This window comes from Klebsiella sp. GW_Kp181, assembly GCF_040062315.1.
GTDB classification, from domain to species: Bacteria; Pseudomonadota; Gammaproteobacteria; order Enterobacterales; family Enterobacteriaceae; genus Klebsiella; species Klebsiella oxytoca.
In genome coordinates this window covers 13,676-34,955 of the sequence record NZ_JBEAFR010000057.1, presented here as the reverse complement: position 1 = coordinate 34,955, position 21,280 = coordinate 13,676, and the positions used below count along the sequence as shown (strand labels likewise).

Annotated in this window: 17 protein-coding genes; 7 read left to right on the top strand and 10 right to left on the bottom strand. The window is 58.2% G+C overall.

Translation table 11 applies throughout. The features are described from left to right. Positions 1-2: 2 nt before the first annotated feature. The 6 genes from ABLV11_RS13945 to ABLV11_RS13920 all read right to left on the bottom strand — a co-directional run bounded on the left by ABLV11_RS13945 (position 3) and on the right by ABLV11_RS13920 (position 3,628). Positions 3-746 carry a PTS mannose/fructose/sorbose/N-acetylgalactosamine transporter subunit IIC gene (locus ABLV11_RS13945; RefSeq protein ID WP_004099986.1) on the bottom strand — a complete coding sequence of 248 codons (744 nt, stop codon included), beginning with the start codon at positions 744-746 and terminating at the stop codon, positions 3-5. Positions 747-760: 14 nt separating this feature from the next. Continuing rightward, on the bottom strand, positions 761-1,231 hold the full coding sequence (locus tag ABLV11_RS13940; protein WP_004099987.1) for a PTS sugar transporter subunit IIB: 471 nt from the start codon (positions 1,229-1,231) through the stop codon (positions 761-763). Beyond that, positions 1,224-1,658 carry a PTS sugar transporter subunit IIA gene (locus tag ABLV11_RS13935; RefSeq protein ID WP_004099989.1) on the bottom strand — a complete coding sequence of 145 codons (435 nt, stop codon included), beginning with the start codon at positions 1,656-1,658 and terminating at the stop codon, positions 1,224-1,226. The genes ABLV11_RS13940 and ABLV11_RS13935 overlap by 8 nt, the downstream gene beginning before the upstream one ends. Before the next feature lie 248 nt (positions 1,659-1,906). Continuing rightward, entirely contained in the window at positions 1,907-2,560 is a 654-nt protein-coding gene (gene nfsB / locus ABLV11_RS13930; protein WP_004111163.1) for an oxygen-insensitive NAD(P)H nitroreductase, read from the bottom strand. Between the two features lie 118 nt (positions 2,561-2,678). Further along, positions 2,679-3,047 carry an MmcQ/YjbR family DNA-binding protein gene (locus ABLV11_RS13925; RefSeq protein ID WP_004099993.1) on the bottom strand — a complete coding sequence of 123 codons (369 nt, stop codon included), beginning with the start codon at positions 3,045-3,047 and terminating at the stop codon, positions 2,679-2,681. Then, a complete protein-coding gene (locus ABLV11_RS13920) occupies positions 3,047-3,628 on the bottom strand; it encodes a TetR/AcrR family transcriptional regulator (protein WP_004111165.1) in 582 nt (193 codons plus the stop codon). The genes ABLV11_RS13925 and ABLV11_RS13920 overlap by 1 nt, the downstream gene beginning before the upstream one ends. A 190-nt stretch (positions 3,629-3,818) precedes the next feature. On the opposite strand from ABLV11_RS13920, the gene ABLV11_RS13915 reads away from it, so the two are divergent. Continuing rightward, a complete protein-coding gene (locus ABLV11_RS13915; RefSeq protein ID WP_004111167.1) occupies positions 3,819-4,919 on the top strand; it encodes an MBL fold metallo-hydrolase in 1,101 nt (366 codons plus the stop codon). A gap of 32 nt (positions 4,920-4,951) precedes the next feature. Continuing rightward, complete coding sequence (locus tag ABLV11_RS13910) at positions 4,952-5,293, top strand: RamA family antibiotic efflux transcriptional regulator (RefSeq protein ID WP_004099996.1); 342 nt, start codon at positions 4,952-4,954, stop codon at positions 5,291-5,293. 36 nt (positions 5,294-5,329) lie between these two features. Here ABLV11_RS13910 and ABLV11_RS13905 read toward each other — a convergent pair whose 3' ends face one another. Then, the gene (locus tag ABLV11_RS13905; protein ID WP_348855358.1) at positions 5,330-7,474 is read right to left on the bottom strand and encodes a TonB-dependent siderophore receptor; all 2,145 of its coding nucleotides are present in this window, start codon (positions 7,472-7,474) and stop codon (positions 5,330-5,332) included. 153 nt (positions 7,475-7,627) lie between these two features. Between ABLV11_RS13905 and ABLV11_RS13900 the strand changes: the two genes are divergently transcribed. Beyond that, positions 7,628-9,250: an alpha/beta hydrolase-fold protein gene (locus tag ABLV11_RS13900; protein WP_023329407.1), complete on the top strand. Its 1,623-nt coding sequence runs from the start codon at positions 7,628-7,630 to the stop codon at positions 9,248-9,250. On the opposite strand, the gene ABLV11_RS13895 is transcribed toward ABLV11_RS13900, so the two are convergent. Beyond that, positions 9,179-9,427, bottom strand: coding sequence for a DUF1158 domain-containing protein (locus ABLV11_RS13895; protein ID WP_004100000.1), 249 nt, complete (start codon positions 9,425-9,427; stop codon positions 9,179-9,181). The genes ABLV11_RS13900 and ABLV11_RS13895 overlap by 72 nt on opposite strands. Before the next feature lie 503 nt (positions 9,428-9,930). Between ABLV11_RS13895 and ABLV11_RS13890 the strand changes: the two genes are divergently transcribed. The 3 genes from ABLV11_RS13890 (at position 9,931) to ABLV11_RS13880 (ending at position 16,900) form a co-directional block, all read left to right on the top strand. Beyond that, positions 9,931-12,645: a cation-transporting P-type ATPase gene (locus ABLV11_RS13890; protein WP_094298950.1), complete on the top strand. Its 2,715-nt coding sequence runs from the start codon at positions 9,931-9,933 to the stop codon at positions 12,643-12,645. Positions 12,646-12,714: 69 nt separating this feature from the next. Then, positions 12,715-13,797 carry an efflux RND transporter periplasmic adaptor subunit gene (locus ABLV11_RS13885; RefSeq protein WP_023329409.1) on the top strand — a complete coding sequence of 361 codons (1,083 nt, stop codon included), beginning with the start codon at positions 12,715-12,717 and terminating at the stop codon, positions 13,795-13,797. A gap of 10 nt (positions 13,798-13,807) precedes the next feature. Next, positions 13,808-16,900, top strand: coding sequence for an efflux RND transporter permease subunit (locus ABLV11_RS13880; protein ID WP_023329410.1), 3,093 nt, complete (start codon positions 13,808-13,810; stop codon positions 16,898-16,900). A 486-nt stretch (positions 16,901-17,386) separates the two neighbouring features. Here the strand turns inward: ABLV11_RS13880 and ABLV11_RS13875 are convergent, their stop codons facing one another. Then, complete coding sequence (locus ABLV11_RS13875) at positions 17,387-18,118, bottom strand: phosphodiester glycosidase family protein (RefSeq protein ID WP_172438006.1); 732 nt, start codon at positions 18,116-18,118, stop codon at positions 17,387-17,389. 39 nt (positions 18,119-18,157) lie between these two features. Then, a complete protein-coding gene (locus ABLV11_RS13870; protein ID WP_064370865.1) occupies positions 18,158-19,273 on the bottom strand; it encodes a YbdK family carboxylate-amine ligase in 1,116 nt (371 codons plus the stop codon). A gap of 324 nt (positions 19,274-19,597) precedes the next feature. Here ABLV11_RS13870 and ABLV11_RS13865 point away from each other — a divergent pair, with 324 nt between their 5' ends. After that, complete coding sequence (locus tag ABLV11_RS13865; RefSeq protein ID WP_004111180.1) at positions 19,598-21,262, top strand: ABC transporter substrate-binding protein; 1,665 nt, start codon at positions 19,598-19,600, stop codon at positions 21,260-21,262. Positions 21,263-21,280: the final 18 nt, after the last annotated feature.

The window sequence follows — 21,280 nt, the reverse complement described above, 5'->3', positions numbered from 1 at the left end:
GATTAGCTCTCCTGCTGCTTAAGATTAAGAAACTGGCTGATGATAAAAGCCAACACCACGGCGAATAGCGCGATGGCGATGATATCCAGTTTGGTATATGCCGCTATCAAAAATCCCAGACCGAGGTATGGCATAAGTTTGCTGCTGAGCATCATGCTGATCAGCAGGGCGAAGCCGAGCGCCGGCAGGATCTTACTGGCGACGATCAATCCGTTGGTGATCACCGGCGGAATCGCCTCAAGGAACCAGCTAACCGCCGAAGAGCCGAGCAGGATGGCGAAAAAAACCGGCAGAAATCCGTTTAAAAAATAGAGCAGCGTCGGACCGCCGAGGTGCATCAGGCCGACCATCCGGGTATTACCTTGCGCCGCATAGCGGTCCGCCAGATGACCGAAGCGGGCGTTCACCACGCGTACCAGAATGCCCAGCGTTTGCGCCAGCATTGAGACGGGGATGGCGATGGTGAGTGCAGCCTCCGGACCGCGGCCGGACATGATCGAAAACGCGGTCGCCAGTACGGAGCCGGTCACGATATCGGGTGGGTGCGCGGCGCCGATGGCGACGTTGCCGAGAAAAATAAGCTCCAGCGTAGCGCCAATCAGAATCCCCTCATGCAGATTGCCGCAGACCAGACCGGTGAGGGCGCACATCACCAGCGGCCGGTCGATCATCGATACCCCAAGCAGGCGGCCATCGAGGATCCCCAGGGCGGCAATCAGTCCGAGTAACGTTGCGGTGAGCAACATAGTGACCTCCGAAGTTAAAGTTGTTCGTTGAGGAGCTCGGCCGAGTGGGCGGGTACCTGACGCATCTCCAGCCGAATGCCTTTCTCTTTCAGCGCTCTGCTATCGGCGATTTCCTCTTCGGTCAGATAGATGGCCTTGCCGAATTGTCTTGCGCCCTCCTTCTGCGGCAGACCGCCGTAGTTAATGGCGTTAATTCCCGGGACTTTTTCTACCAGCGCGAGGGTTTCAGCAGTATTGCCAAGGACCACCATGACTTTTTTATGATCCAACTTGCCGCCGTTAAGCTTTTCCGCCGCCTGTTCAACGGTGGCGATGTCCAGCGTGACGCCCGCCGGCTTGGCCAGGTTAAGCGACATCGTAATGAAGGCATCCGCCGCGGCTTTGGCGTTAGCGACGATGATATGGTCGATATCCAGCGCTCGGGTCCAGGCAAAAACCACCTGGCCGTGCAGCAGCCGATAATCAATGCGCACGAGTTTAATCATGAGATTCTCCCTGTGGGTCAGAGGATGGTTGTGTTAGTAGGGGGTTGATGAAAACAATGGATTCACGCGCCGCGCTGGTGGCGTAGACAATCGCGGCCTCGGTAGTGGCTTCTTCGCACAGCAGAAACTCCAGCAGCAGAGTCAGATTGATGCCGGCGACCACGAAAACGTTACGATGACGCATCAAGACGCTCACGGCGCTATTGTTGATACTGCCGCCAAGCAGGTCGGTAAAGATCACCACTTCATCACCATTCGCCTGGACGATGAGATGCTCCAGGGTTTGCTCCAGCTGTTCGGTGGTCACGATATCTTCGTCATAGGCGCAGACCGGGATAACGCCGTGTTCGTCGCCAATCAGCAGCGACAAACTGTTCACCAGTCCGCGAGCAAAATGGCCGTGGCTGGCCACATAGATATGTTTCACCCGGTTTCTCCTTCATCCAGATAGTGGTATCTGTTAAGAGCAAAGGGCGTGCCAGAAATAAAAAATATTATTTATCAATTAATTAAAGCGGCAGGTTCACACTAAAGGCGTTATTCCTGGCACAAGCGGGCTTATTAGCGCCGGAAACCTGGCACAAACGGCAGAAAAAGAGGGGGAAAGAGTGGGGGAAGAAAGTCCCGGGCGAGACGCTGCTGCGCCATGGCCCGGGCGTTCCCGGCAGAAGGGAATTAAATCTCGGTAATCGTCGTCGCCTGCGGCAGGCGTGATTTCGGCAGGGAGGCGTTAAAGTCTTCAACGCTATGATGGCCGACCGGCACCACGACCAGGCTGGTGTAGCCCTTGGCCTTCAGGTCAAATTCGGCATCGAGAATTGCGAAATCGACGCCTTCAATCGGTACGGCGTCCAGGCCCATTGCCGCCACGCCCAGCAGGAAGTTGCCGACGTTCAGATACACCTGCTTCGCCATCCACTGGTCGTCGTCATGCAGATCTTTGCGGTGCATATCGGCAAAGAAGGTGCGGCCTTTATGGTTTGCCGCTTTGGCTTCGGCGTTAGCGAAGCGGCCATCGGCCTCTTCCTGATCGACCACGCGCTCAAGCCAGGCGTCGTCCATTGCGGTTTTGGCGCAGAACACCACCACGTGCGATGCGTCGAGAATTTTACGTTCGTTAAACACGTAGGTGCCGCTCGCCGCTTTGGCGACGCGCGCTTTGCCTTCATCGCTGCTGGCAACGATAAAATGCCACGGCTGGGAGTTGGTGCTTGACGGGCTGTACTGCAGCAGCGTTTTCAGGTTTTCCGCCTGCTCGGCAGTTAGCTTTTTGGTGGCGTCAAATGCCTTGGTGGAGTAGCGCTTTAAGGCAACCGATACGATATCCATACTCTTCCTCACTGTTTACAACCCCTTGCGGGTGCGTTTCGTGAAGGAAGAGTACAGCGATGGCGGGCAAATGATAAGGGGCAAAAATGCGATAACACTTATCGCGCAGCGCTGAAAATCACCCCGGGCGCAGCCGCTGCTGCTCTTTTTTGCTCAGTTTATCGACGATCAGATTCCACGAATCATCAATCAGCTCCGCCAGCAGGTCCACGCTGATATCCTCGCCGGGAACCACGGTGATCCAGTGCTTTTTGTTCATGTGATAGCCGGGCTCGATGCTGCGGTAAATGGCCTGATGAAGCAGCGATTTTTGCGGATCGCACTTCAGGTTGACCAGCGCGCGGCCGCGTACCGTTGCGGTGAGCATAAAAATCCGCCCGCCGACTTTAAACACATCGTACTCCGGGCCGAACGGCCAGCAGTGCTCGGTAAAGGGAAGCTCCAGCGCAATACGGTGCGCGTGGTCATGCAGCGAGCGGTGGTCCATCAGTGCGTATCCTCATGTAACGCCTGCCACATTGCCTCAAAGCCTAGCGCAATGAGCTCCGGGGCACGCTGCGGATCGTTGCTGGCGTACTCAATCGTGGTTTCCGCCAGCGACAGAAACAGCGCATCGCCAAAGGTGCGATAGGCATCGCTAAGAAAAATTGGCTTAACCGAAAGCTGGCATATCTCGTTGAGCTCGGGAAACATCTCTTTAACCCGGGTACGCGTTTCATCGGTAATCCGTTCGCTCAGGGACATGCGGCGTATGGCTTTATGCTCCATCGGTTTGCGCATACCCCAGTCGATATAGCTGTTCCAGATATTGCGGGCATTCTCTTTCGGACGGGATTCGTTCGGTTTAAGACTGGCCACCATGACCTGTACTAACCCCGATTTGATAGAGAGATAAAGCTCGTTAAGCAGATCGTCCTTGGTGGCAAAGTAGCGAAACAGCGTCCCCTCGGCTACCCCGGCGCTGCGGGCGATAGCGGAGGTTGAGGCGGCGATTCCCGACTGGGCAAAGGCGGCGGTTGCGGCCTCCAGTAACGCTTGCTTTTTATCTTCACTCTTAGGACGAGCCACTACACTTTACCTCACAGGTTATAAAACCACGATCTAAGCATGCCCGGTACGGGCACTGCAACGTTGTCTGTCAAAATTTGAAAATCGTCTTGACGACTTTCAGCTTCTTCCTAATAATGAGTGCTTACTCACTCATAATCAACCCTTATAACAAAAACCTCCAGGAAGGAGGATTTCGCCAGGTCAGGATATGAACCGTGTCATTTTCAGCGTGGTCGCCATCATGTTATTAGCGTCAGCAACAACTTTGCCGTTTGTGTTAAATGCCGGATTTGGCCAGGCGCCGCAGGGCGCGCAGCTCAGCCTGGTGGAACAGTCGCCGCACTATCATGACGGCCAGTTTCACAATCAGCTCCCGACGCCGGGTTTTACCGGGCAAAAAAATATGCTGGCCGCGTGGTGGGAGTTTCTCGTCGCCAGGCGCGAGAACGCCAGACCGGCCCAGCCGCTGCCGCTGGTGAACACCGATCTGGCGGGCCTGCCGTCAGGGCAGGACGCGATGGTCTGGCTCGGTCACTCCTCCTGGTATCTGCAGCTGGCGGGCAAACGCATCCTGATTGATCCCGTATTTAGCAACTATGCCGCACCCTTCTCTTTTATTAATAAGGCCTTTACCGGGGATTACCCATGGCACGCTGAGGGAATGCCGGAGATCGACCTGCTGATCATCTCGCACGATCATTATGATCATCTCGATTACGCCACCATCAAAGCCCTGATGCCGAAGGTCAAGCGCGTGATAACGCCGCTGGGCGTGGGGTCGCACCTGCGCTACTGGGGAATGGAGAGCGCGATAATCAGCGAGGCGGACTGGAATCAGGCGCTGCAGGTGAGCGATGAGCTGACGGTACACGTCCTGCCCGCGCGCCACTTTTCCGGCCGCGGCCTCAAGCGCAACCAGACCCTATGGGCCAGCTTTATGTTCGTTACCCCGCAGCAGAAAATTTACTACAGCGGCGACAGCGGCTACGGCCCGCACTTTAAAGCCATCGGCGAACAGTTTGGCGAAGTGGATTTAGCGATCATGGAAAACGGTCAGTATGACCAGGACTGGAAGTACATCCACATGATGCCGGAAGAGACGGCGCAGGCCGCTGACGATATTCATGCACGCGCGGTGCTGCCGGGCCATGCCGGGCGCTTCGTGCTGGCAAAACACACGTGGGACGATCCGTATAAACGACTGGCGGAGGCCAGCACAGGGCGACCGTGGCGACTGCTGACGCCTATGCTGGGTGAGCCGGTTTGGGTCGCTGATAAAACGCAATCATTTAACGCCTGGTGGCGCTAACGATGAGAGTGGTTCAGGAGGAGAGAGGACATATGACTATTTCCGCTCAGGTCATTGATACTATCGTCGAGTGGATTGATGAAAATTTGCATCAACCGCTACGTATTGACGATATTGCGCGCCATGCCGGTTATTCGAAGTGGCATTTACAACGACTGTTTTTACAGTACAAAGGGGAGAGTCTGGGGCGCTATATCCGCGAGCGTAAGCTGCTGCTGGCGGCGCGCGATCTGCGCGATACCGATCAGCGGGTTTACGATATTTGCCTGAAATACGGCTTTGACTCGCAGCAAACTTTTACCCGCATCTTCACCCGTACGTTTAACCAGCCGCCGGGCGCCTACCGTAAAGAAAATCACAGCCGCGCGCACTGAAAAAGCGTCCGCCGGGGAAACCGGCGGAGGCTGTTCTTACCAGGCGTAGCTGACCGTTGCCGTCACCGTCCGACCAATGCCGTAGAAGCAGGCGCTATCGCTGGCGCAGGAGGCCACATACCTGGTATCCGCGATGTTGTTTACGTTGAACTGTACCTGCGCGCCTTTCAGGCTCGAGTTTAGCTCGCCCAATTCATAGCTGACCATGGCGTCATACAGATCTACCGCCGGAACCTTAAAGGTGTTTTTCGCATCGCCATAGCTGGTACCGATATAGCGTACGCCCACTCCCGCAGTCAGGCTTTTCAGCGCGCCGTCCGGCAGGGTATAGCTGGTGAAGGCTGAAGCCATATGGGTCGGAATACGCGCTGGCGTTTTCCCTTCGGTACCGACAACGGTAGTGTTGACGGTTTCTGCATCGGTATAAGTGTATGAAGCGATCAGATTGAGATTCTCAAAGAGCGTCGCGTGCGCTTCGGCCTCAACCCCTTTGGAACGCACTTTACCGCTATTCTCAAACCATCCGGCGGCGCTGTTGTAGGTGGCGACGTTACTTTGCGTTAAATCATACAGCGCAAGGGTGATTAGCGCGTTTGGGTCAGGCTGGTATTTCACGCCGACTTCCACCTGCTTGCCTTCGCTGGGATCGAACGGTCCAACGCCAGGCGCGCGGTTGGTTTGCAGGTTAGGTTCAAAGGAGGTGCTGTAGCTGATATAGGGGGAAAGACCAGAATCAAAGGCGTACAGCAGGCCGGTGCGCCAGGTGAACTTATTATCATTCTGCTGGGTGCTGCTGGCGTCGGTAAAATCGGTGGTGCGTACTTCCGCCCAGTCATAGCGCCCGGAAACTAACAGTTCCCAGTTCTGCCAGCTCAGCTGATCCTGAACATAGACCCCAGCCTGATCGAGATTTTGCTGTTCATTAGTGGCGGGGCTGAAGGCGCTTTCATCGACGCTAACGCCGTAGGTCGGGCTGCGCCAGTCGAGATCGTACTGCGAGCCTCCGGCCCGGCCAAGATACTGCTTATCTTTACTGGTTTTGTAATCCAGACCGCCAATCACCGTATGGGCCACCTGGCCGCTGGTAAACTTTGCTTCGAGCTGGTTATCAATGCCAAACTCATCGGTCTGGCGCGTTTCATGCTGGGCGCGGCGGGAGAGTACCGAGCTGTTGGCGGGGCTACTGGAATAAACCAGGTAGCGATACTTCTGTTTGATGGTGGCGTAGCGGGCGTTCTGGCGCAGAGTAAAGGTATCGTCTGGCTGGTGCTCAAATTCATAGCCAATCATCGTTTGTTCCCGCCACGACTGATTGTAGCTGGGATCGCTGACGTTAAAATCACGCGCAATATAGCTGCCGTCGACGCTTTCCACCGTACCGTAGCGCGGCAGGAAGTTACGGTAACCGGCATCCGGGTCTTTCTGATAGCTGGTTAATAACGTCATGCGCGTGGCGTCATCAGGATACCAGGTGAGGGCGGGGGCGATGGCCATCCGCGTCTCTTTATAATCTTCAACCTGGCTATTCTGGGTACGGGCGATCCCGTTCAGACGATAGAGCAGGCGGCCATCATCGCTCAGCGGGCCGCCAAAATCGAAAGCGCCTTCGGCAAGATGATGATTGCCGGTGCGGAACTGCAGTTCATGAATCGGCTGGCTGACAGGGCGTTTGCTGGTCATGGCGATCAGCCCGCCGGGGTTTACCTGGCCAAACAGCACCGAGGCCGGGCCGCGTACCAGCTCGACGCGTTCCAGCAGCCACGGGTCGAAAGTACCGGTTTGCGAGGAGGCCGTCGCGCCGTAGCTCAGGCCATCGAGAAACTTGGGCACATAGCTAAAGCCGCGAACGAAAACCTCGTCGTTGCGGTTAGATGAACCGCGATATTCGGTAAAAACGCCCGCGCTATAGCGCAGCGCCTGGGATACCGAGGTGACGTCCAGCGCGCGCATTTGATCGCGGGTAACCACCGATACTGACTGCGGCGTTTTGACGATCTCTGCGGCGGTTTTTGTCGCGGATAGCGTCCTGGTGGCCACTATTCCCTTAAGCGGCGCTGTAGGATCTTCGCTACTGCCCGCGGTGACGACAAGCGTTTCCTCCGCCGCCAGCGCCTGATTCCCGATCGAAGATACCGCCAGAGTCGCAGTCCATAATGCTGTTATCTTATTATATTTAAACATATTTATGATTTTTCCTTGGTTAAATCGCCATCAAAAACCGCCCTCATCGAAGTGAATCCTTCAGCGGTCATCATTAACGGCCTTAATGTTATTGCAAATAGTTATTATTTGCATTAGCGTTATTAACAAATTCTTACAAGGAACTATCGGGCAATGAAAACGGCGTGGAGCGGTCTGCTGCTGGGGTTAAGTGCTTTACCGGCGGCGGCGATGAACTGTGAATCCCCTTCGTTACAGGGAGAGCTGGAGGGGAAGTTCGACGCCAGCGGTGAGGTCTGTTTTGACTTGCCCAGGCTAGGAGAGAACTACGTCGCGGCGACGCTCTCCGGCGTTACCGATGCCCGACTGCTGGATGAACATAACCGCCGTCTGCGCACGCTGCTGGCGGGCGGCCCGGCGGACGGCGAGCAAACCCTGCTGTTTTCTCTGCCGGTAAACCGCGCCTCCTCGCTGGTGCTCCACGGTGAAGAAGGAGCCCGCTGGCGCTTTCAGTGGCAGATGCGGGAAACCACCGCGCTGGCCAAAATCCAGACGCTGGACCCGGTCAGCCCGCGCCTGCAGCTGCTGAAGAAGGAACTGGCGGCGGGAGGCTCAACGGCGACTTTCTGGCGGGAGCGCGAACTGGAGGGAACGCCCATGGTGGAATCGGTGGACGCCAGCCATAAGCGGGTGACCTTCTTGTGGCGCGGAGCGAGCCGCAACGTGTTTATTCTGGGTTCGCCGGCGGGGGATCACGATCCGCTGTTTCGTCTCGGTGATTCTGACGTCTGGTTTCGTAGCTACGTCGTACCTGCCGATACCTTAATGCAGTATAAGCTGGCCCCGGATGTGCCGCAGGTAGCCGGCGGCGCGCGCGAGCAGCGGCGGGCTATTCTGGTCAGCGCCCAGGCCGACCCGCTAAACCCGAATAGCGTCAATGCCGCCCACGACCGCTGGAGTCGCTACTCCCTGCTGGCTCTTAACCCCGCGCGTTTTTGCTCGGCGCCGCGGATGGCGCAGCCGCTACGCTACGGGACGCTGACCCGCCATCAGCTGCGCAGCGACTTTTTGCAAAACGCGCGTGAAGTCATGATTTATCGCCCACGTTTGCCGCAGCCCGCGCGCTGGACCCTGCTGCTCTTTGACGGTAAAACTTACCAGGACGAATACCGCTTCGCCAACGTGCTGGACGCCCTGATCGCCAGCCACAGGCTACCGCCGATTAACGTGGTGTTTATCGATAGCCTCGATCATCCGCGGCGGGCAAAGGAGCTGCCGCCAAATCCGCACTTTGCCGATTTTATGGCCCATGAGCTGCTGCCCTGGCTGAACCGCCAGGGGCTCAGCCTGACCCGGCAAAAAACCGTGGTTGCAGGATCCAGCTACGGCGGGCTGGCCGCGTCCTGGGTGGCGCTGCGCTATCCCCGGCAGTTTGGCAACGTACTGAGCCTGTCCGGGTCGTACTGGTGGGCGCCGAAAGGGGAAGAAGCCAGCTGGCTGACCCGACAGTATCAGCACTCGCCGCGCTATCCGGTCCGTTTCTGGCTACAGGCGGGAAGATTTGAGACCCGCGGGTCGGACGGCGGTATTTATGCCAATACGCTTGAGTTCGGGCGGGTACTGAGCGAGAAGGGATATAAGGTGAGCTTTCATCCCTCCTCGAGCGGCCACGATTATGTCGCCTGGTGCGAAGGCCTGATCAACGGTATGCGCGACCTGAGCGGATTAGCGCTCAAGAGAGAACCAGCGACGCCAGACCCAGCGCAGCGCCAGATACTCGATGGCGCCCAGCGCTAAAAACCACAGGCAAAAGATCAGCGTATAAAGCTGGTTGAGATCCATCAGATGGAACGTCGCTACCAGCTTCTGCGCCAGCGTCAGACCCAGCGAGGGCGCCGGCAGCAGCAGACAGGAGAGTAAAGCCAGCAGGAGAATGCCGGCGGCACTCATGAGCGTTTCTAGCGGATGTTTCATTATTTGTTAATCATCAGTTAAAAACATATTGTCCGGTAAAAAGGGAATCAATGCAATATCGTTTCGTACGCAATTAAAATACGCTTTAAGTATTATATTTAAACGTTCTCACTCATTTCTTTGTTAATTATTTTGGGCTTATTTGTGATTAAGTTAATTACGCTTTAATGTAAATTAACGTCATTATTAAGCCAGCGCTTTTACAAAAGTATAGGTGCTATATCCCACCAGAGTAGCGATAATAATGGCCAGCAGAATGTACAGCACCAGGCGGCGTCCGCGATAGATTCCAAACATAGTAGACCTCGTTTAGTTTAGGTTTATTAATATTCTGCAATAGTTGTTCTATAGAATTAACTTACCATAAATTTTGTATTTGCGAGAGATTAAATATTGCGCAAGCTCAAATTATCTCCCGCCTGTTTAAAATTTTTCTCATTGGCCCGGAATGATTCCAGGCTTTCCGCCTCACGGAATTTTAAGGGAGATATATTTTGACCAAAATGATCAAAACTAATAATACCACCCCCTCAGGGGATGTCGCGCCACGCCGGGCATATCAGCAGACGGTTGATGCGGTGCTGGCGCAGAAAAAAAGCCATGTCGACGGGCTCAGCGCCGCTGAAGCCGCCGAGCGTTTGCAGACCTTCGGCCCGAACGCCTTGCCGGAGAAAAAAGGCAAGCCAGCCTGGCTGCGCTTCCTTGCCCACTTTAACGACGTCCTGATTTTCGTCCTGCTGGCCGCCGCCGCGCTCACCGCGGTTATGGGGCACTGGGTCGATACCCTTGTCATTCTTGGCGTCACGGTGATCAACGCCCTGATCGGCCATATCCAGGAGAGCAATGCCGAAAAATCGCTACAGGGCATCCGCAATATGCTCTCCAGCGACGCGCGCGTGCAGCGCAGCGGTAAACACGAAACCATCCCGACCCGCGACCTGGTGCCGGGCGATATTGTGATTCTGCGCGCGGGCGACCGCGTGCCGGCCGATATGCGCCTGATTGAGAGCCATAATCTGCGGGTTGAAGAAGCCATTCTGACCGGCGAGTCGACGGTGGTGGATAAAACCACCGACGCGCTGGAAGGCGAACTGCCGCTGGGCGACCGTACCAATATGCTCTTCTCCGGCACGACCATCAGCGCCGGCGGCGGCGTTGGCGTGGTGACCGCAACCGGCCAGGATACCGAACTCGGCCACATCAACCAGATGATGGCGGGCATTGAAAAGCACCGTACGCCGCTGCTGGTGCAGATGGATAAGCTCGGTAAAGCGATCTTCGTTATCATCCTGGCGATGATGGCTGCGCTGTTCGTCTTCAGCCTGGCGCTGCGCGATATTCCTCTCGGCGAGCTGCTGCTCTCCCTGATTAGCCTGGCGGTGGCCGCCGTGCCGGAAGGCTTACCGGCGATTATCTCGATTATTCTCTCTCTGGGCGTACAGGCAATGGCGCGTCAGCGGGCGATAATCCGCAAACTGCCGACGGTGGAAACCCTGGGCGCCATGACCGTGGTGTGCTCGGATAAAACCGGCACCCTGACGATGAACGAGATGACCGTTAAAGCGATCATCACCGCCGACTGCTGCTACCGCGTCGAAGGCGACAGCTACGAGCCTCAGGGTAACATCTGCCTGGAAGGCAGCAACGAGCCGGTGCAGATTAAACCGGGCAGCGTGCTGGAAACCTATTTGCGCACCATCGATCTGTGTAACGACAGCCAGATGATTCAGGACGAGCGCGGCCTGTGGGGCATTACCGGCGGGCCAACCGAAGGCGCGCTGAAGGTGCTGGCGGCGAAAGCGCGGCTGGAGCCCGTCGATGCCCGCCTGGTCGCGAAAATCCCGTTCGACTCGCAGTACAAGTACATGGCGACCCACCAGAAAATGGGCGACGTCGAGCAGGTGCTGATTACCGGCGCGCCGGACGTGATTTTTGCCCTGTGCCGCCAGCAGATGAGCAAGCAGGGGGCGGTGCCGTTTGAGCCGCAGTACTGGGAAGAGGAGATGGCGCGCTTTGCCCGCCAGGGCCTGCGTATGGTCGCCGCCGCCTACAAACCGGCTGACGTCGGCAGCACCACGCTGACCCACGACGATCTGCGCGAAGGGCTGGTGTTCCTCGGCATTGCCGGAATGATGGACCCGCCGCGTCCGGAAGCGATCGACGCTATCCACGCCTGCCAGAACGCGGGGATCCGCGTGAAGATGATTACCGGCGATCACCCGCAGACGGCGATGAGCATTGGCCAGATGTTGGGGATCACCAACAGCAGCCAGGCGATGACCGGCTACCAGCTGGAGCACATGGATGACGCCGAGCTGGCGAAAGCCGCCGTGGAGTTCGATATCTTTGCCCGCACCAGCCCGGAGCACAAGCTGCGCCTGGTGAAAGCGCTGCAGGATAACGGTGAAGTGGTTGGCATGACCGGCGATGGCGTCAATGACGCTCCGGCGCTGCGTCAGGCCGACGTCGGGATCGCCATGGGCATTAAGGGCACTGAGGTGACCAAAGAGGCCGCCGATATGGTCCTGACCGATGACAACTTTGCCACTATTGCCAGCTCGGTCAAAGAGGGGCGCCGGGTCTACGATAACCTGAAAAAGACCATTCTGTTCATCATGCCGACCAACCTGGCGCAGGGGCTGTTGATTATCATCGCCCTGCTGGCGGGGAACATTATCCCGCTGACGCCGGTACTGATTTTGTGGATGAACATGGCCACCTCCGCCACGCTCTCCTTTGGCCTCGCGTTTGAAGCCGCCGAGCGCAACGCCATGAACCGACCGCCGCGTAAAACCGGCCAGCACGTCATGGATGCCTTCGCCGTCTGGCGCGTCGCCTTCGTCGGCACGATGATCGCCGTCGCCGCCTTTATTCTTGAAGCCTGGCTGGCGCCGCGCGGCCACAGCCCGGAGTTTATCCGCACCGTCCTGCTGCAGATGCTGGTCACCGCGCAGTGGGTCTACATGATTAACTGCCGCAGCAGCGACAGCTTCTCGCTGAATATGGGGCTTCTGCGTAACAAAGGCATCTGGCTGGTGAGCGGCGTGCTGCTGCTGATGCAGCTGGTCATCATCTACGTACCGGTGATGCAGACGATGTTTGGCACCGAAGGGCTGCCGCTGCGCTACTGGTTCATCACCCTGGTCATCGGTATCGCGATGTTCCTGGTGGTGGAAGTTGAGAAGCGCCTGACTCGTCGTTTCCGCAAAGCCGCGTAGCGTGTCTGACCCGTCCGGCGTCCCTTCTCCTGCGGGGAAGGGACGCCGCATCGTCGTAAGGAATTCCCCATGAACAAGATCATCCGCTCCGCCCTGCTGGCCTGCGGCCTGGCAGGCTACGCGCTTATCGCCGCCGCCGCGCCGGCCATTCCGGTGCGCGTTGCCACCGTTGAACAAGCGCCGCATGCCGATGAACGGCAAATCTCCGGCCGCGTTGAGGCCATTCACGCCGTCGACGTTCGCGCCCGTACCGAAGGGACGATCGTGCAGCGCCATTTCCAGGATGGGCAGTACGTCAAAAAAGGCGAGCCGCTATTTACGCTGGATGACGCCCAGCCGAAAGCCGCGCTGGCGCTCGCACAGGCCGAACTGAAAAGCGCGCAGGCTTCCCTGCGCCAGGCCCAGCAGCTGTTGAGCCGCTATCAGCAGCTGAAAAATAACCATTCTATCAGCCGTCATGACGTGGATACCGCGCAGATGCAGCGCGATGTCGCCGCCGCCGCCGTAGAGCAGGCGCAGGCGCGCATTACCGCCCAGCAGATAACGCTCGGCTATACCCGCATTACCTCGCCGGTGAGCGGGCGCGTCGGCCATAGTCCTTTTCACGTCGGCAGCCTGGTCAATCCCGCCAGCGGCGTGCTGGTTGAAGTGGTCCAGCTCGATCCGATTCGCGTGGCGTTCTCGCTCGATGAATCCGCCTTTTTCGCGAAAGCAGGGCAGCACACGGATATCGCCGCGATGAAGCAGGCGTGGCTGGCGCAGGTGGAGTTGGATGGACGGCGTGAAGACGGCGTCCTGACCTCCGTTGATAACCGTATTGATAGCCGCACCGCCAGCGTGGCGCTGCGCGCTGAATTTGCTAACCCGCAGCACCGTTTACTGCCGGGCGGCAACGTCACGGTTTTCTTCCGTCCGCAGCAACTTAAGGAGAGCCCGATGATCCCGGCCTCTGCGCTACAGCAGGATGCACTGGGCTTTTACTGCTGGGTCGTAACGGCGAACAACACCGTGACGATGCGCCGTTTAGCGCCCGGCGGTCAGCATGGCCAGAGCTTCGTGGTGGCGGATGGCCTGAAAGCGGGAGAGCGCGTAGTGACGGAAGGTGCCCAGCGCCTGCGTGACGGCGCGGCCATTCAGTTGCTGAGTGAATAAGGGAGAGGGGATGCTGACATTTTTTATCCGACGCCCGCGCTTTGCGATGGTGATTGCCCTGCTGATGACCTTTGTCGGCGCGGTCTCGCTAAAGCTGATCCCGGTCGAGCAGTATCCGCAGATTACGCCGCCGGTCATCAACGTTAGCGCCAGCTGGCCTGGCGCCAGCGCGGCGGACGTAGCGGAAGCTATTGCCGCGCCGCTGGAGACCCAGCTCAACGGCGTCGATCATATGCTGTACATGGAGTCCACCAGTTCCGATGAGGGGACCTACAGCCTGAGCCTGACCTTTGCTGCCGGAACCGACGCCGATTTAGCCGCAATCGACGTGCAGAACCGCGTGTCGCAGGCGGTGGCGCAGCTGCCTGCCGACGTGCAGCAGAACGGCGTACAGGTGCGAAAGCGGGCGACAAACCTGCTGATGGGGGTGAGTCTCTACTCTCCGCTCGGCACCCTGTCGCCGCTGTTTGTCAGCAACTACGCCAGCACCCAGGTGCGCGAGGCGCTGGCGCGTCTTCCCGGCGTCGGGGAAGTGCAGATGTTCGGCGCGCGCGACTACAGCATGCGCATCTGGCTGCGCCCCGACCGCATGAACGCGCTGAATATCACGACCGACGATATTGCCCTTGCGCTGCGCGAGCAGAACGTGCAGGGCGCGGCGGGGCAGGTAGGCACGCCGCCGGTGTTTAACGGCCAGCAGCAAACGCTGACCATCAACGGTATTGGGCGATTAAGCGATGCCGCCGGTTTCGGACAAATTGTGGTTCGCAGCGGCGAACGCGGCCAGCTGGTACGCCTGTCCGACGTGGCGACTATTGAACTGGGCGCTCGCAGCTACAGCTCCGGCGCGCAGCTCAACGGCAAAGACTCCGCCTATCTCGGCATCTACCCGACGCCCACCGCTAACTCGCTGCAGGTCGCTACTGCGGTACGCGCCGAGCTGACCCGGCTGCATGCGCGCTTCCCGGCGGATCTCACCTGGGAGGTGAAGTTTGATACCACCCGCTTTGTTGCGGCGACGATCAAAGAGATCGGCGTGTCGCTGGCGCTGACCCTGCTGGCGGTGGTGGTGGTGGTCTCCCTGTTCCTGCAGAGCTGGCGGGCGACGCTGATAGTCGCGCTGGCCATCCCGGTGTCGCTTATCGGTACCTTCGCGGTGCTCTACGCGCTGGGCTACAGCGCCAATACCCTGAGTCTGTTTGCGATTATCCTCGCCCTGACGATGGTGGTAGATGACGCTATCGTGGTGGTGGAGAATGTGGAAACAAAAATGGCGGAGGGGCTGGATCGCGGCGCCGCAACCGCCGAAGCGCTGCGGCAAATCGCCGGGCCGGTGATCGCCACGACCCTGGTGCTGCTGGCGGTGTTCGTGCCGGTGGCAATGCTGCCGGGGATCGTTGGCGAGCTGTATCGCCAGTTTGCGGTCACCTTATCGACGGCGGTGACGCTGTCGAGCGTGGTGGCGCTGACCCTGACGCCTGCGCTGTGTGCGCTGCTGCTGCGTCCGCGTCCGGAGCGGCCTGCCGCCATCTGGCGCGGCTTTAACCGCGGTCTGGATACGGTGCGGGACGGCTACGGGCGTCTGGTCGGGGGCATGAACAGTCGCCCCTGGCTGGCGCTGGCGGCGACGGTAGCCGCGGCAGGGCTGGTGGTATTGAGCTTTACCACAATGCCGAAAGGCTTTCTGCCGCAGGAAGATCAGGGTTATTTCTTTGCCAGCGTGCAGCTGCCAGAAGCCGCCTCGCTGGAGCGTACCGAGGCGGTGATGGCCCAGGCGCGGGAGCTGCTGTTGAGGAACCCGGCGGTTGAGGATGTGATTCAGGTGTCCGGTTTTAATATTCTCAACGGCACCAGCGCCTCGAACGGCGGGTTTATCTCCGTGATGCTGAAAGAGTGGCATCAGCGGCCGCCGCTGGACGCAGTGATGGAAAAACTACAGGGCCAGCTGCTGGGGCTGCCGGAAGCGACGATTATGGCTTTTGCGCCGCCGACGCTGCCGGGGCTGGGCAACGCCTCTGGATTTGATTTACGCATTCTGGCGCAGGCTGGACAATCGCCGGCGGAGCTGGAGCAGGTCACCCATCAGGTCCTGCGAATGGCCAACCAGCATCCGCAGCTTAGCCGGGTCTTTACCACCTGGAGCAGCAATGTGCCGCAGCTGACGCTCACCGTCGATCGCGACCAGGCGGCCCGGTTGAACGTACCGGTGGCAAGAATTTTCAGCAGCCTGCAGACCGCGTTTGGCGGCACCCGCGCCGGCGATTTCAGCATCAATAATCGTGTCTACCACGTGGTGATGCAAAATGAGATGCAGTGGCGCGAGCGGGCCGAGCAGATTAGCGAGCTTTACGTGCGTAGCGACAGCGGCGAGCGGGTGCGTCTGAGTAATCTGGTGACGATTACGCCAACGGTTGGCGCGCCGTTTATTCAGCAATATAACCAGTTCCCGTCGGTATCGATAAGCGGTTCGGCGGCTGAAGGCGTCAGCAGTCGGGCGGCGATGGCGGTGATGGAGCAGATTTTACAATCGAATCTGCCGCACGGTTATGACTATGCCTGGAGCGGCATCTCGTGGCAGGAGCAGCAGACCGGTAACCAGGCGGTATGGATCGTGCTGGCGGCGGTGGCGATGGCGTGGCTGTTTCTCGTCGCCCAGTATGAGAGCTGGACGCTGCCGGCGAGCGTGATGCTGTCGGTGCTGTTCGCTATCGGCGGGTCCCTGCTGTGGCTATGGTGGGCCGGTTATGCCAACGATGTGTACGTGCAGATAGGGCTGGTGCTACTGATCGCGCTGGCGGCGAAAAACGCGATTTTGATCGTCGAGTTTGCCCGGGCGAAGCGTGAAGAGGGGATGTCGATCGTCGACGCCGCCCGCGAAGGGGCTACCCGTCGCTTCCGCGCGGTGATGATGACGGCGGTCTCCTTTATCATCGGGATTGTGCCGATGATGCTCGCCACCGGCGCCGGGGCGCAGAGCCGGCGGATTATCGGTACCACGGTGTTCAGCGGCATGCTGGTGGCGACGGCGATCGGCATTCTGTTTATTCCGTCGCTGTACGTGCTGTTCCAGCGCCTGCGCGAGTGGGCGCACCGCCGGATGTAGGTGGCCCGGACCTGGTAGCCCGGACAGGCGCGTCAAGCGCCGCCTCCGGGACGGTGTTGAGGGGTTCCGTTCACTATTATTCCGCAGAAAATGTCTCACCGCGGTAGGTGAACGGGTAAAGGGGGAGAAAACCGTCTCCCCCTTTACAATCTCCGCGGTCCCGCAAAGAAATCGGTGCTACGCACTGCGCTCACCTCCCGGACCTCAGCCTGCGGTCGGCTCAACTCGACCTTACTCGTCCCATCCCTGGGACTCGCCCCTACGGGGCCAGCGCAAGCGCTGTTCAAAATTGCTCCAGGCAATTTTGTCGTGTCTCGATTCGCCTCTGTCCGCCATCCCTGGCGGCCAGCCCTTGTCTTCGGCCCTCCGGTTCGCCGATTTCAGCGGGGGCCAGGGCATCGCTGCATATCACGTCGTTTCAGAGGCATATCCACAGCGGCATAAAAATCTCCCCGGGGCTACTCCCTGCAGACGATGTTATTAAGACTATCTGCTCTCCACCGCGATCATGGTGACGAACGGATGGTACTGCCACGGCACGCTGCCGCCTTTCCGGTACATCTTCGAAATGGTGCCGTCGAGATAGAGCATCTGGCGCACGTTGAGCCTGGATTGCGCGTAGCAGGCGAAATCGTAGAAATTGGTTTCGCGCTCGCTGAGCATAAATACCACTTTGCCATCGCCGTTGATGCCCACACCGTTACGCAGCTTGCGCGAGCTGGCGGACGGCTTCAGCCGCCAGTTGATCTTGCCGTTTTCAATTAGCATTGGCCCCGACTGCACGGCGTATTGAATGGCTGGCGACGGCTTGAATTTATCAATGCTGACAATTCCCGCGTTTTGCCCTCGCAGATAAAACACCCCGCCGGGACGAATAAAAAAGTTGCCGCCGCCGGAGGCGCGGTTAAGCGGGATCAACTGCCGGCCTTTCTCGATATACAGCCCCAGCGGCGCGTAGGCTTTATCATAAATTCCGCCGTTCATCGCCATCTGCACCTGCCCGTTGCGGTCGATATCCGCCAGCAGCGAGCGCAGCGACCCCCAGGCTTTGCCGTCCTCTTTTTGCCAGTACATCACAATGCGCTCGCGCTGCGGATCGACGCGATAGCTTTGCAGCGTGAGCGATGGATCGGTCAGCGAGCATTTCCCGCTGGCGAAGGCGGGCAAAGATACCAGTAGCAGCGGCAGAAGAGAGAAAAAGCGCACGACAAGTTCCAGACAGACGACGAAAGCGTGCAGTATACCCTGTTACCGCCGCTACGCCGTCCAGATCTCGCAGTGCTTTTGCACCAGTCCGATTAAGGAACCGCCGTTGGCGACGAACTCGCGCATCTGCTGCGGCTCGCTGCGAGCCTGCTTCGCCTGGCGCACAATCGCCTCCAGCGCGCTGCCGGCATTCAGCTTATGGGCGCTGGGCGCCAGTTTATCCGCCAGCCGTAGAATTTCTTCGCGAAAGGTTCGCTGTTCGCCGCCGTTTACATCGGTGTTGATCCCGTCCAGGCCATAGCGACAGGCCTGATAGCGGTTGAAGGGGTACAACAGGTAATCTTCGGGCTGATGTTTAAACGGCCGTTCCGTCAGCAGCCAGCAGGCAATGATCTGGATAAACCCGGCGATATTTACCGCCTGGGTAATCGTCAGCGGGGTATCCATCACTCGTACCTCAACGGTGCCAAAGCGCGGGCTGGGGCGAATATCCCAGTGCAGATCCTTCATGCTGTCAATCATGCTGGTATAGCTAAGACGACGAAACAGGCCGATAAACGCCTGCCAGTTATTGACCCACGGCATCGGGCCGTTATCGGGATAAGCGGCAAAAAGATTAAGCCGCGAGCAGGCAAAGCCGCTATCGGTCCCGTCGAGCCAGGGAGAGGCCGCATTCAGCGCGATAAAATGCGGCACGAAGCGCGACAGGCCGTGCAGAAGATAAATCGCATCATCGCCATTTTGACAGCCCACGTGCACGTGCTGGCCGAAAATAGTCGCCTGCTTCGCCAGGTAACCAAAGTGCTCAACGGTTTTCAGGTAGCGCGGGTTATCGCTGATCTGCTGGCGCTGCCAGCTTTGAAACGGATGCGTTCCGCCGCCGCAGATTTGTACATGATGGCGGGCGGCGGCACGCAGCACCGCCTGTTGGATCGCGCTCAGTTGCGCCGTGGCCTGATGGATATCGCGACAGACGCCGGTGGCGATTTCCAGCATGCTTTCGGTGATGTCATGTTTGGCCTCGCCCGCTTTCAGCGTGCCCTGGACCTCATCAATAAGCGCGGAAGAGTCCTGGCTCAGATCGAAGCCCGGTGGGTTGACGACCTGGAGCTCCAGCTCGATGCCAAGGGTAAACGGCTCGGAGCGGTGAAAATCAGGTAACGGCATGGCGACTCCCTCTTTCTCTTTATCAGAAAGTATAGAAGACAATGCCTCAAACTGATGATTTGCCGAATATTATGAATTTAATTTATAGAAAATAACGCCACGTGATTATCCCTTTCAAAAGAAAGTAAGGCTGGTGCAATCCTGCAACACATTTCCCGTCAGTGGTGCAAAAAGATAAGCTGATTCTATTTTTCAATGAAAATCATCGAGATAATATAAGTCATCCTTATTTTATACGCCGTTTCGCCCTTATTTCCCGCCCTTGCAGAACTGGTATGCATCTTGCCTGTTAGTTAGCGACTTTTATTTAACAGGGACAATGTGATGCTGAAGAAAAAAATATTTTCGCCTGGATGCCATCTCGCCGTTGCTGTTAGCGGGGCATTGGCGTTGTTTGCCAGCGTGTCGGCCCATGCCTCAACTCTGCGGATCGCCATGACTGCCGCCGATATTCCTTTGACCCTCGGGCAGCCCGATCAGGGTTTTGAAGGGAACCGTTTCACCGGCATTCCGCTTTACGACGCCCTTGTTGAATGGGATCTGTCGCAAGGCGAAAAGCCCAGCGGTCTGGTGCCGGGACTGGCAACGGAGTGGCACGTTGACCCGCAAAATCAAAGCCGCTGGATTTTCACCCTGCGCCCGGGGGTTAAATTTCACGATGGCTCGGAGGTCAATGCCGACGCCATCGTCTGGAACGTGGAGAAGGTACTGAATAAAGCCGCGCCGCAGTATGCGCCAGGCCAGATTGGCAACACTCTCTCACGCATGCCGACCCTGACCGGCGCGGAGAAAATTGATGACCATACCGTGGCGCTGACCACCGCCGAACCTGACGCGCTGCTGCCCTACAACATCACCAATCTGTTTATCGTTTCGCCCACCGCGTGGCAAAAGCTGTATGACGCGGTGCCGGCAAGCGCTGGCGATACCGCGGCGCGCAGCAAACAGGCATGGACCGAGTTCGCCGCCCATGCGGTGGGCAGCGGCCCGTTCAAAATGGAAAAACTGGTTCCCCGCCAGCAGCTGATCCTCGATAAGAACCCCGACTACTGGAACAAAGAACGAATTCCACGGGTGGATAAAGTGGTGCTGATCCCGCTGCCGGAAGCTAACGCCCGCACCGCGGCGCTGCTCTCGAAGCAGGTGGACTGGATTGAAGCTCCGGCTCCGGACGCGGTCGATCAGATAAAAGCGCAGGGTTTTAAAATCTATGCCAACACCCAGCCGCACCTGTGGCCGTGGCAGTTCTCCTTTGAAGAGGGATCGCCGTGGAAAGATATTCGCGTGCGTAAAGCCGCCAACCTGTGCCTGAACCGCGCCGAGCTTAAAAGCTATCTCGGCGGCTATATGACCGAAGCGACCGGCGTCTACGAGGCCGACAGCCCGTGGCACGGCAAGCCCACTTTCCAGATCAAATATGACCCTGAAACCGCCCGCAAGCTGATGACCGAAGCCGGCTATAGCGCCGGTAAACCGCTGCACGTCACGGTTGCCACCTCGGCCTCCGGCTCCGGGCAGATGCAGCCGCTGCCGATGAACGAGTACATCCAGCAGAGCCTGAAAAGCTGCTTCTTTAACGTCGACATTAAAGTTAATGAATGGAACACCCTGTTTACCAACTGGCGTCTCGGGGCGAAAGATCCATCGGCGAAAGGGATCGACGCGATCAACGTTAGCGCCGCAGTTAACGATCCCTATTTCGGCATGATCCGCTTCTCCACCGCGAAAGCCTTCCCGCCGGTAGCGACCAACTGGGGCTATTTCTCGACGCCGGAAACCGAAAAGCTGGCGGCGGCGGTAAAGCACGCGTTTACCCCGGCTGAAATGGATAAAGCCGCGGGCGAACTGCACGCCGCGCTGGTCGATCAGGTGCCGTTCCTGTTCGTCGCTCACGATGTCGGGCCAAGGGCGATTTCGCCTGCCGTCACCGGAGTGGTGCAGCCGCAAAGCTGGTTTATCGACCTTAGCCTGGTGAGCAAAAAAGAGTAATTGATTCGGGAGCAAGAG

What these genes read in the sequence shown, in the direction of transcription:
- ABLV11_RS13945 (WP_004099986.1), bottom strand. Translation starts at nt 746, where the DNA reads ATGTTGCTCACCGCAACGTTACTCGGACTGATTGCCGCCCTGGGGATC.
- ABLV11_RS13940 (WP_004099987.1), bottom strand. Translation starts at nt 1,231, where the DNA reads ATGATTAAACTCGTGCGCATTGATTATCGGCTGCTGCACGGCCAGGTG.
- nfsB (WP_004111163.1), bottom strand. Translation starts at nt 2,560, where the DNA reads ATGGATATCGTATCGGTTGCCTTAAAGCGCTACTCCACCAAGGCATTT.
- ABLV11_RS13925 (WP_004099993.1), bottom strand. Translation starts at nt 3,047, where the DNA reads ATGGACCACCGCTCGCTGCATGACCACGCGCACCGTATTGCGCTGGAG.
- ABLV11_RS13915 (WP_004111167.1), top strand. Translation starts at nt 3,819, where the DNA reads ATGAACCGTGTCATTTTCAGCGTGGTCGCCATCATGTTATTAGCGTCA.
- ABLV11_RS13910 (WP_004099996.1), top strand. Translation starts at nt 4,952, where the DNA reads ATGACTATTTCCGCTCAGGTCATTGATACTATCGTCGAGTGGATTGAT.
- ABLV11_RS13905 (WP_348855358.1), bottom strand. Translation starts at nt 7,474, where the DNA reads ATGTTTAAATATAATAAGATAACAGCATTATGGACTGCGACTCTGGCG.
- ABLV11_RS13900 (WP_023329407.1), top strand. Translation starts at nt 7,628, where the DNA reads ATGAAAACGGCGTGGAGCGGTCTGCTGCTGGGGTTAAGTGCTTTACCG.
- ABLV11_RS13895 (WP_004100000.1), bottom strand. Translation starts at nt 9,427, where the DNA reads ATGAAACATCCGCTAGAAACGCTCATGAGTGCCGCCGGCATTCTCCTG.
- ABLV11_RS13890 (WP_094298950.1), top strand. Translation starts at nt 9,931, where the DNA reads ATGATCAAAACTAATAATACCACCCCCTCAGGGGATGTCGCGCCACGC.
- ABLV11_RS13885 (WP_023329409.1), top strand. Translation starts at nt 12,715, where the DNA reads ATGAACAAGATCATCCGCTCCGCCCTGCTGGCCTGCGGCCTGGCAGGC.
- ABLV11_RS13880 (WP_023329410.1), top strand. Translation starts at nt 13,808, where the DNA reads ATGCTGACATTTTTTATCCGACGCCCGCGCTTTGCGATGGTGATTGCC.
- ABLV11_RS13870 (WP_064370865.1), bottom strand. Translation starts at nt 19,273, where the DNA reads ATGCCGTTACCTGATTTTCACCGCTCCGAGCCGTTTACCCTTGGCATC.
- ABLV11_RS13865 (WP_004111180.1), top strand. Translation starts at nt 19,598, where the DNA reads ATGCTGAAGAAAAAAATATTTTCGCCTGGATGCCATCTCGCCGTTGCT.